Raw genomic sequence first — 9,948 nt, 5'->3', positions numbered from 1 at the left:
GCCATCAATTTTACCCTCGCTGATCCACGAATCAACACCAGTTTACTTGACGATAGGGCTTAACCGAGAAGTATTGGGAAGCAACCGAGAATCAGGCTGTTCTTGTGTAAGTTTTGTTCAAGACAAAAGAGTTTACAATACTTAACAGTAGCTTCGCTCTGAGTATCAACTGTGTTTTTTAATCTAAATTAATATTATGTCAACTTTTTCTCTCAAGCGCTTAGCAGCTAAACTTTCAGGAAAAACGACGCTGCAAACTGTACTCATAGTTCCGTTTGTCTTGCAAGTATTTGCCGCGGTGGGAATTGTGGGATATTTATCATTTAAGAACTCTCAAAGAGCAGTCAACGATCTTGCGGATCAGTTGATGGGAGAAGTGAGCAATCGCATTGAGCAAAATTTGAAAACTTATCTGCAAACTCCGCACCAAATCAATCAAACCAAGCTGGATTCAATCAAACTGGGTTTTGTGAATATAAAAGACTTGTCAGCTTGGGAAAAGTATCTGTGGCGGCAAGTGCAATTATATCCTTATATCAATTTTACCTCGTTCGCCAATCGCAATGGAGAATACCGCACCGGCGAAAAGATGTCGGATGGGACTTTGTTGATTAACGCCTCCGGCCCGTCTACCAAATTTAATTTTTATTCCTACAATACTAATGATACGGGCGATCGCACCAAACTAGCAGCCACCATCAAAAACTTCGATATCAGACAGAACCCTTTATACAAAGATGCGTCTCTAGCAGGCAAACCCACTTGGAGTTCAGTTGATATCTCCTTGCTAGAACCCACACTGATCGTCAGCGCGCTGCAACCAGTTTACAACAACCAGAAACAGCTAGACGGAGTATTAATTACTGCTTTGCGTCTGGACGGTATCGGTCAATTTTTAAACAGCCTCAAAATAGGCAAATCCGGTCAAACTTTTATTATCGAAAGAAAGGGAACGCTGCTGGCAACTTCCACGCGCGAAAAACCTTTCCGCAACAAAAACGGTAAAAAAGAACAGTTTCAAGTCAAAGCAAGCAGCGATATCGTAACGCAGAATACAGCTAAATACTTAGAAAGTCACTTTCAAGATTTGCAGCAAATTACCAAATCGCAACTAATCCATTTTGAAATAAACGGCCAGCCGCAATTTTTAAAAATCCTGCCATTTAAAGATGGCAAAGGTTTAGATTGGCTGATTGTCGTCGTCGTTCCCGAAGCCGACTTTATCGAACAAATTAATGCTGGCAATAGAACTACAATCTTGCTATGTCTGGCAGCTTTGGCCATAGCAACTGTGCTAGGAATTCTCACTGCTCGCTGGATTACCAAACCAATTTTACAATTAAAAGATGCAGCAATAGATTTGTCTGAAGGACAATTTGACAGAACTGTCAATCTCGATCGTTCCGACGAGTTGGGCGTACTTGCCGCTGCTTTTAACAGCATGGCAGCACAACTGCAAGCATCTTTTAGTGCCTTAGAAAATAAAAATACCGAATTGCAGCGACTGGACAAACTGAAAGACGAATTCTTAGCCAATACTTCCCACGAACTCCGCACTCCCCTCAACGGTATTATTGGGATTGCAGAATCTTTAATAGACGGTGCTACCGGGAAACTGCCAGAAACAACTAATTTTAACTTAGCTTTGATTTCATCGTCGGGAAAAAGATTGTCTTCTTTAATTAACGATATTCTCGATTTTTCTCAGCTCAAACACAAAACTCTAGAACTGCAAACTAAGTCCGTCAATCTCCGAGAAATAGTCTTTATAATTCTCAAATTATCTCAACCATTGGTAGGTATAAAAAACTTGCAATTGATTAACTCAGTTGCTCCCGAATTGCCGCCAATAGCAGCCGATGAGAATCGCTTGGAGCAAATACTTTACAACTTAATTGGCAACGCGATTAAATTTACTGAAAGTGGCACAGTTGAGATTTCAGCAGCATTGATAACGAGCCATGAAGAATCATCGCCTAATCCCGAATTGGCCATTACGGTATCTGACACGGGAATTGGCATCCCCGAAGATAAATTAGAACGAATTTTTGAATCCTTTGAACAAGCTGACGGTTCCACTGCTAGAGAATATGGTGGCACAGGTTTAGGGTTAGCTGTTGTCAAGCAATTAGTGGAATTACACGGCGGTAAAATCTCGGTATCTTCAGATGTCGGGGTCGGTTCCCAATTCATCTTTACTTTGCCTCTATCTGATAGTCAGCCGGAATTTAGTAGCAAACAGCCGCGTTTGACTGAGGGCGAGGGGATTTTAATTACTCCTGAATTAGATCCCCAATCATCTCTAGTAAATTCTACTCTCTCAGCCCAAAGGAACTTGATAGAAGAAGGTGAAAAAATAAAAGTTTTGGTAGTCGATGATGAACCAATTAATATTCAGGTCATTGCCAACAATCTTGCTGTGGAAAACTATGCGATAACTCAAGCGAGCAACGGCAGAGAAGCTTTAAATTTGATTGAATCGGGATTTAAGCCCGACTTGATTTTACTCGACGTAATGATGCCACAGATGACTGGTTATGAAGTCTGTCGAGAAGTTCGCAAAAAATACTCGCCTTTAGAAATGCCAATTTTAGTGCTGACTGCAAAAAATCAAACTAGCGACTTGGTAGAAGCTTTTAATTCAGAAGCGAATGATTATCTAACTAAACCTTTTATCAAAAAGGAATTGTTGGCGAGAATCAAGACACAAATTACCCTGGCAAAACTGAATGCAGCTTACGGCAAGTTTGTGCCACACGATTTTTTAAATTTGCTTGAAAAACCGAGTATTATTGAAGTCAAATTAGGCGACAATCAGGAAAAGAATATGACTGTACTCTTTGCTGATATTCGTTCTTTTACGGTGCTTTCAGAACAGATGACACCTGCTGAAAATTTTGCATTCATTAATAGTTACTTGGGAAGGGTTAGCCCTGCAATTAGGAAAAATAACGGATTTATTGACAAATATATCGGCGATGCAGTTATGGCTTTGTTTCCTACATCTCCATCAGATGGTGTGCGAGCAGCAATTGATATGCAAAAAGAATTGAATATCTACAATGAGCAGCGAGAACAAAACGGCTTGTTGCCGATCGCGATCGGCATTGGTTTGCACGCGGGAAATTTGATGTTGGGTACAATTGGCGAGCCAGAACGGATGGAAAGTACCGTGATTTCTGATGCGGTGAATCTCGCGTCTCGTTTGGAAGGATTGACTAAGGTTTACGGATCGGGAATTCTCGTTAGCGGTGAAATTATCGATCGCCTAAACGATTCAGAAACATATAACTACAGATTTGTCGATCGAGTAACGGTGAAAGGAAAGACAACTGCTGTGTCGGTATTTGAAATTTACGATACAGAAACAGAGAAGAGCATTCTCCTCAAGCAGCAAACTGCGGAGAGTTTTCAAGAAGCTCTCAATTTTTACTACCAGAAAAAATTTGTTGCCGCCCAAAAAATATTTGAGAATATTTTAGACATCAATCCTGACGATCTGGTAGCAACGCTGTATTTCAAACGCTCTCGCAAGTATCGAATGTATGGAGTGCCGGAGGGGTGGTCTGGGGTGGAAGATTCGGCCGAAAAATAGGCGGTTTTTTGGCAGGAAAAGGGCTCGCTTCGGCTGCGCTATTCGAGTAAAAAGAGGGAAGAGGGAAGAGGGAAGAAGGCTTTAGTGAGCTAGGAGAGAAGACTTTAGTTCTGGAGGAGAGAAGGAATCGATCGCATTGGTGTCAGCAATTAAAAACGTCCTCAGCATCGGGCCAGGTTGCAATAAAAGATAGGGCGCGCACTGCACGCCCTACTCTGTTTAAGATATGGTAGTACAAACTTTAAAATACAGTTGTACAAACGCCCAATTTATTCCAAGTTTTGGGGCCGACAATGCCATCAGCAGCGATTTGTTTTTGCTGCTGAAAACTGATGAGTGCTTGTTGGGTTTTCGGGCCGAACGATCCATCAGTATTTAGGGAAGCTCCACTGACATTTAAAAGTCGTTGGAGGTAGCGGACATCCTCATTTTGAATGGTGGCATCTTTGCGTTGGAGTAGGGGAAAATAACGGCAGGAAGGTAATTCAATGCGAGTTGCGTTTGTGGTTTGCATGGTTTGATTATCTATTTATTGTTTGCAAGTTGCGATCGACAGAGAAGTGCGGGAAAATGTTGGCAGTGATTTAACAAGGAGGTTCGGTAACGCAAGCGCCTAATTTATTCCAAGTTTGCTGGCCGACAATACCATCAACAGTAATTTTATTTTTCTTTTGAAAGTTGATGACTGCTTGTTCGGTTTTGGCGCCGAAGAATCCATCAGTTGCTACGGGATATCCTTTTTTTAGTAAGGATTGTTGGAGATAGCGCACGTCTTTATTGGAAGCGCTGCTATGATTTCGTTCCAGTGTGGGCAAGGAAGAGCACATAGGTAATTGAGCTTGAATTTCGTTTGTGGTTTGCATGGTTTGATTGGGGATTAGTGGTTTGCGAGTTGTTTGAACTTGCTATTCCCCAGTTGTAGCTGTGGAGGAAAGTGCTTTAACAGTCGCTTTTTTTAGTGACACTTATCTGGGGTAGCTTAAATGAGTGACAGAAGAAAGGAATTTCCACAATGGATTGAACGGATGTAACAGATGGATGTTGAGAGTTGAGGGTTGAGAGTTGACTCAATTAGACATTCTAGGAGGCCGAACTTAATTATGTAAAGTTTCAGGGAATAATTGTGTAGCATAGATTTATAGCATAAGGTATAGCCTTTCTCAGAAAGATCAGGTACGCTTTCGGAATAGGGCATAGGCTTCCGTGGGCATAGGGCATAGGGCATACCTCACCACGCTTGAGAACCGCTATATTAGAGAGCGATGTCGATCGCACCGACGAAGTAGGCCAGCTAGCCAAATCCTTTGCCAGCATGGCATCTCAACTACAAACATCCTTCGCCGGATATCAACCGATTCAAGTCGGCGTAGGAGTGCATTTCGGACACATGATGGTGGGCATAGTTGGGGAAGCGGAGAGAATGCAGGGAGATGCTTTTTCGGATAATGTGAATTTAGCTTCTCGTCTGGAAAGTCTCACTAAGTTATAGGTCGTATCTTTGATAATTTCCGAGAAAGTTTTAGATAATGTCAACCATTTGATTGAGAAGGGCGTACCGGAAAATTGGTCTGGGGTTTGGACTTTAACTCAGAAGTGATATCGTAGTATCGGTAGATCGTAGATTTGCGGCTTTCAAACAACTTGAGAATTGAGTCAACGACAATTTCTGTAACTCTTGGGTTAAAGTCGGAAATAAAGTTATCGGCTGCCAAATTTTCCCGAAAAAACTCCTTAGCCCGATCGCACTGATAGCGCATTTCGTCAAAACCCACAATTTTGACGATAAATGTTGTGAGGGGCGAGTTTTCCAAATCGGTATTATAACTGCTTTTCGCCCGCCCATTTTCTAATAAATTCAATACTTCCGTTTCTAAAGCAGTTTGAGGTTGGTGAGGTTTATCTGTTTCTGGAAAAAAGCTTTCCAGACGGATGCCTCCAGCGGCTCTATCTGGAAGTTCTCCCATCATCATCACCAGAGAAACATCGAGTCCCAAACCCGAAGAAAGGGCTTCCAGCAGGGCGATAGCAGCCAGTTTGCATCCCAGATAAAGCTGGGCAATTTGGAGATTGTACTTAGCGGTAGTTTCCCAGCGTTGATATGTGCGATCGTCTGGATATCCCTCAAACTGCCGGAAAATCACCTCTGGCTTGAGATAACTCAGAAAACCCTCCATCTTCTGCAAAGCAATTCGGTAGTCGCGAACCGTGTAAAAACCGCAGCAGGTGAGATTGTGATTAGTTTCCGGCAGTAAATTCCAGGTATTTGCCAAAAAAATGGCTGAACTCTGGTAAGCAAAACTGATCACATCCCGGTTAGCGATTCGCACAGCTTTTTTCACAGTTTCCCGCATTTCCTCGTCAGTCAAACTGAGGTTAAACAGGTTAGTTATTGCTTGCAAGCGGTGATAAAGGCGCTGGCTTGCTGTGATTCCCGACTCGGCGGCGGCGCGAAACGGGATTGTGGCTTCAATGCAGCCTGCAATTTGAAGCAATTGCTCGCGTTTGAGAAATGGTTCGAGAGCTTTTGCCGCCACCACAGCGCTGAGAAATTCGTTTTGTCCGGCGAAGGGATTGAGCACTTCTCCGGGTACAAAACCGAATACCAGCATTACGATCTCGAATGTAGCATCAGCAGACAGTTCAGATCGATCGCGAATCTGTAGCTGTTTGTTAACCTCTTTGGTAACAGGAGTGATGTAGTAGCTGACGTTAAAGTTAATGCTGCGATCGACTTGCACGTAGACGATATCGTGAAATAAAGCTGCCAAAACCTCGATCGCATCTTCATTTCCTCCCACCTCAAAAATATGTTCGGGAGTGTGAAAAAACCGCCAGGGCCCGGTCATCGGCTCAACTATCAGTTCGGCAATCCGAGCGAGTTCAGTTGGTTCGACTTTTACGTTTAGGCGATCCGTCGCCCAAATCAGCTTTTCTAAGCATTCTAAGTATGCTTCTTTGCTATCAATCACAGTCTTTTCCAATAACATTACTGTCACGTCAGCTATCCTCTTGTTAGTTGGATCTTTTCGTAGATGTGCCCCGATTTTTTTGGTTTCTAAGTTTTTTGTTGAAGACTTTCGCTGAAATTTAGGAGGCAAATACTTACTTAAAATCCACTTAATTTCCGGTAGCTGACCTCCCCTGTTTCCCCAATCTAATTACCACAAAGTATGACAAGTAAACCACATAAATTGCTAAACCTGTCAGACCCAACAATCCCAAAAATTGAGGGTTTGCCCTACCGTGAAACATCTCTTTGTACAGCCAAGGTGGATCTAACCAAATGCGGCAGAAAGGTTCGTCAATTACCTGACTTTGGGATTTAAAGGCACAGGTTAAGAAGGGAATTTGAACTAGAGCGCCCAAACCGCTGTAAACAGTAATCGCCCACCGCCAAGCTGTAAAGGCCAGTTTTAAAGACGACTGGGGGCGATCGGCAATTTCCTCGTTTAAATCCTGCCAAAACCATAGACAAGCAGGAATCAAAGCCCTACCCATCACTGACGACACAAAGCTCAGAGGCATCGCAGCCATCATCAGGTAAAGTGTAATTGCCAGCAAACTCGCCACTCGCCAATAAATCATCAACAAACGGGCGATCGCATCAGCCTTTGCAAAAACAGCCCAAATCAGCACTACCAGCGGGATCGAAATTGTTAATAACACCGACAAGCGGTAATCCATCCAGACAAGCGGTTGAAACCAAGGCCCGGTGGCTGCTAATAAAAGACTCAACATATTGGGGAAAATATACTCACTTATTTGTGACAGATTCTACTACAAAAGCGCTCAAGAAGATAAGACGGCGGTTGAAACCGCTTCTTGTCAAACGTAGGCGTTAGCCTTCGGGAAGGGTAGTCCGCCGACGCGGTGTAAAGAAAACAACTTAATTTCAAACATCGGTTCTTCAACCCGCTTGGAGTGGGTTTTGTCTGTGTAGACGCGGTTTCAACCGCCCGGTCTTCTTGACAAGGTAATTTATAAACCGATGAAAGAATCCCGCGCCAAAAGCTAAATTTCGGCGCGGGAGGGAAGACAAGGAGCTAAATTCCTCGCTTATTCGTCGTAGATGCGGCACTCAGCAGCGTCAGGATTGTCGTCGCAATACTTTTCAAAAGAATTTTTAGGTTTGACTTGCTTTTGGTGGGAAGCTTCAGCTTGCAGTTCTTCAACTGCGTCCCACGCCGCAGCGCATTCCCCGGAAGTTGCGCCCTTGATGTCACAGACGGTACGAGCGCTTTCTAGTTCTTCTTCAATTTTTTCTTCGATGTTGCCCGCGGGTGTTGTTGTCATAAACTTATTGACTAAGAAAGGTTTTCTTTTTGGATGTTAGCTTGTGTTTGACTTGCAGTTTCGCTCTGGCGACCTCAACTAATACTAGCTTGAGATGCGCTGCTGTGGCAGCCCAGATAAAAACCATCCATAACTGCGATCGCAGTAGCGGTCTCTACTTCCTGCTTTACTTTAGCCGATCGGCGGATTCTAGTCCACAGGCATCAATGCAGGTCGAGCCGACCTGACTTTTGATAAAAACATTACAGGAAGTTGTGGTGTCAAACTGTATTGAGCTTTATCTTTTAAGATTTCGCTGAAGACAGCATTTAACACTCAACAGATTGATTCGAGACTCATGTTAACTTATGTTAACACAAGAACGGCCAGGGAAGGGAATCGATCGCCCCAGAAAACCGTCCCGCCAGTGGCCAGTTCCGGTTAGCCTAATGTAAGACATAGTTTTATAAAAAAGTTCGCCTTATGGACAAGCAAAACCAAATGCAATGGGTCAGCGCCTTATCAACCCGTCCGTCTTTGGAATCAGCCCTCAAAGAAGTTGTAGAACAAGCCGATCGCGAATTAGAAGGCCCGGCCGATTTAGCGCTGATTTTTATCTCATCTGCCTTTGCCAGCGAGTATTCTCGACTGATGCCTTTACTCGAAGAATTACTGCCAGTGCCTGCGATTCTGGGCTGTGGCGGTGGAGGAGTCATTGGCACGAATCGGGGCGGGCTCACCGAAGAAGTAGAGGGTTCTCCAGCAGTCAGCCTGAGTCTCGCCCGCTTACCGGGAGTAAACGTCAGAACATTTCACATCAGTGCAGAAGAACTACCGGACTTAGACAGTCCGCCGGATACTTGGGTGGATTTGTTGGGCGTGCCAGCCGACGAAGAACCGCAGTTTATCATCTTGGCCGACCCTTTTTCGGCAAAAATTAACGATTTGCTGCAAGGGCTAGATTATGCGTATCCGGGTGCGCCGAAGGTAGGGGGACTCGCCGGCGGGGACGGTGCGGGCAGGGGCGCGGCGCTGTTTTGCGACTATCAGCTTTACCGAGAAGGGACGGTGGGAGTGGCTTTGAGCGGGAATATAGTTTTGGAAACGATCGTTGCACAAGGCTGTAGACCGATCGGGCATCCTTATCGGGTGACGGAAGGAGAGCGCAATATTGTGCTCAAACTCGAAGAACAAACCGACGATATCGGCACCAGGAGTGTCGAGCGATCGCCCTTAGAGGCCCTGCGAGAGTTAGTTCAAACTTTGAGCCAAGCAGACCAAGAATTAGCGCAGCACTCGTTATTTGTCGGCTTAGTCAGCGATGAATTCAAGTTTAAATTAGAGCCGGGAGATTTTTTAATCCGCAATCTGTTGGGAGTAGATCCAAAAGTGGGGGCAATTGCGATCGGCGATCGAGTCCGTCCCGGACAGCGCATCCAATTCCACCTGCGGGACGCGCGCACCTCCGCAGAAGACCTAGAAATGCTGCTCGATCGCCATCAGCGGGCGGCCGAGTACAGCGGTACATCCAGCGCCGGTGCCTTGATGTTCTCTTGTCTGGGGCGCGGCGAAGGGCTTTATGGCCAATCGAATTTTGACTCACGACTGTTCGGCAGATACCTCAAAAACATCCCGTTGAGCGGCTTTTTCTGCAACGGCGAAATCGGCCCCGTCGGCGGCAGCACATTTCTGCACGGCTACACATCCGTATTCGGGATTTGTCGGCAAAATTCCTAATTTTGTTGACAGTTGACTGTTGGCTGATGACCGATCAAATTGGTTTGTAGATCAGACGGCGGTTGAAAACCGCCTCTACAAAAACGAAGATCAGACGTACGGTTGAAACCGCTTCTATACAAACCAAGTCCGCCTCCGCGGACTAAAGAAAATCAAGAATTCCCACGCGCTTGGAGTAGATTTTGTCTCCATAAATGTGGTGTCAAGACTTACTCTTCAACCTGCGGAGGCAGGTTTTGTTTTTATAGACGCGGTTTCAACCGCCGGAGTCTTCTGAACCCAGGCGTCTTGACCCATAACCAAAAACTAAAAGCGGCAGGTGACTGCCGCTTTTAGCTCTAACT

The 9,948-nt window shown here is 44.8% G+C and carries 8 protein-coding genes; 3 read left to right on the top strand and 5 right to left on the bottom strand.

The window, feature by feature from the left end; all coding sequences use genetic code 11:
- Nucleotides 1–196 precede the first annotated feature (196 nt).
- Nucleotides 197–3,595 carry an ATP-binding protein gene (locus tag QUB66_RS23630; protein ID WP_332969943.1) on the top strand — a complete coding sequence of 1,133 codons (3,399 nt, stop codon included), beginning with the start codon at nt 197–199 and terminating at the stop codon, nt 3,593–3,595.
- 241 nt (nt 3,596–3,836) lie between these two features.
- Here the strand turns inward: QUB66_RS23630 and QUB66_RS23625 are convergent, their stop codons facing one another.
- Nucleotides 3,837–4,109, bottom strand: coding sequence for a peptidoglycan-binding domain-containing protein (locus QUB66_RS23625; protein WP_265238117.1), 273 nt, complete (start codon nt 4,107–4,109; stop codon nt 3,837–3,839).
- Between the two features lie 70 nt (nt 4,110–4,179).
- Nucleotides 4,180–4,458 (bottom strand): peptidoglycan-binding domain-containing protein, encoded by a 279-nt coding sequence (locus tag QUB66_RS23620; protein ID WP_265238115.1) that lies wholly within the window; start codon nt 4,456–4,458, stop codon nt 4,180–4,182.
- 374 nt (nt 4,459–4,832) lie between these two features.
- Between QUB66_RS23620 and QUB66_RS23615 the strand changes: the two genes are divergently transcribed.
- Complete coding sequence (locus tag QUB66_RS23615) at nt 4,833–5,084, top strand: adenylate/guanylate cyclase domain-containing protein (RefSeq protein WP_332969942.1); 252 nt, start codon at nt 4,833–4,835, stop codon at nt 5,082–5,084.
- Between the two features lie 40 nt (nt 5,085–5,124).
- Here the strand turns inward: QUB66_RS23615 and QUB66_RS23610 are convergent, their stop codons facing one another.
- The 3 genes from QUB66_RS23610 to QUB66_RS23600 form a co-directional block, all read right to left on the bottom strand.
- Nucleotides 5,125–6,582 carry a hypothetical protein gene (locus tag QUB66_RS23610; protein ID WP_332969945.1) on the bottom strand — a complete coding sequence of 486 codons (1,458 nt, stop codon included), beginning with the start codon at nt 6,580–6,582 and terminating at the stop codon, nt 5,125–5,127.
- 130 nt (nt 6,583–6,712) lie between these two features.
- Nucleotides 6,713–7,333: a DUF3177 family protein gene (locus QUB66_RS23605; protein WP_265238112.1), complete on the bottom strand. Its 621-nt coding sequence runs from the start codon at nt 7,331–7,333 to the stop codon at nt 6,713–6,715.
- 318 nt (nt 7,334–7,651) lie between these two features.
- Nucleotides 7,652–7,888, bottom strand: a complete 237-nt coding sequence (locus QUB66_RS23600) for a Calvin cycle protein CP12 (RefSeq protein ID WP_106148740.1) — start codon at nt 7,886–7,888, stop codon at nt 7,652–7,654.
- Nucleotides 7,889–8,368: 480 nt separating this feature from the next.
- Here QUB66_RS23600 and QUB66_RS23595 point away from each other — a divergent pair, with 480 nt between their 5' ends.
- Nucleotides 8,369–9,604 carry an FIST signal transduction protein gene (locus tag QUB66_RS23595; RefSeq protein ID WP_321161636.1) on the top strand — a complete coding sequence of 412 codons (1,236 nt, stop codon included), beginning with the start codon at nt 8,369–8,371 and terminating at the stop codon, nt 9,602–9,604.
- Nucleotides 9,605–9,948 lie beyond the last annotated feature (344 nt).

The sequence above is a fragment of the Microcoleus sp. A2-C3 genome, assembly GCF_036706065.1.
Lineage (GTDB): Bacteria > Cyanobacteriota > Cyanobacteriia > Cyanobacteriales > Microcoleaceae > Microcoleus.
Note: the sequence above shows the minus strand (reverse complement) of the source record. Positions and strands in the feature narration are given on the sequence as shown.

Bases quoted from the DNA above. Each gene is read 5' to 3' on its own strand.
- QUB66_RS23610 (WP_332969945.1), bottom strand. From the start codon at position 6,582: ATGTTATTGGAAAAGACTGTGATTGATAGCAAAGAAGCATACTTAGAA.
- QUB66_RS23595 (WP_321161636.1), top strand. From the start codon at position 8,369: ATGCAATGGGTCAGCGCCTTATCAACCCGTCCGTCTTTGGAATCAGCC.
- QUB66_RS23600 (WP_106148740.1), bottom strand. From the start codon at position 7,888: ATGACAACAACACCCGCGGGCAACATCGAAGAAAAAATTGAAGAAGAA.
- QUB66_RS23620 (WP_265238115.1), bottom strand. From the start codon at position 4,458: ATGCAAACCACAAACGAAATTCAAGCTCAATTACCTATGTGCTCTTCC.
- QUB66_RS23625 (WP_265238117.1), bottom strand. From the start codon at position 4,109: ATGCAAACCACAAACGCAACTCGCATTGAATTACCTTCCTGCCGTTAT.
- QUB66_RS23630 (WP_332969943.1), top strand. From the start codon at position 197: ATGTCAACTTTTTCTCTCAAGCGCTTAGCAGCTAAACTTTCAGGAAAA.
- QUB66_RS23605 (WP_265238112.1), bottom strand. From the start codon at position 7,333: ATGTTGAGTCTTTTATTAGCAGCCACCGGGCCTTGGTTTCAACCGCTT.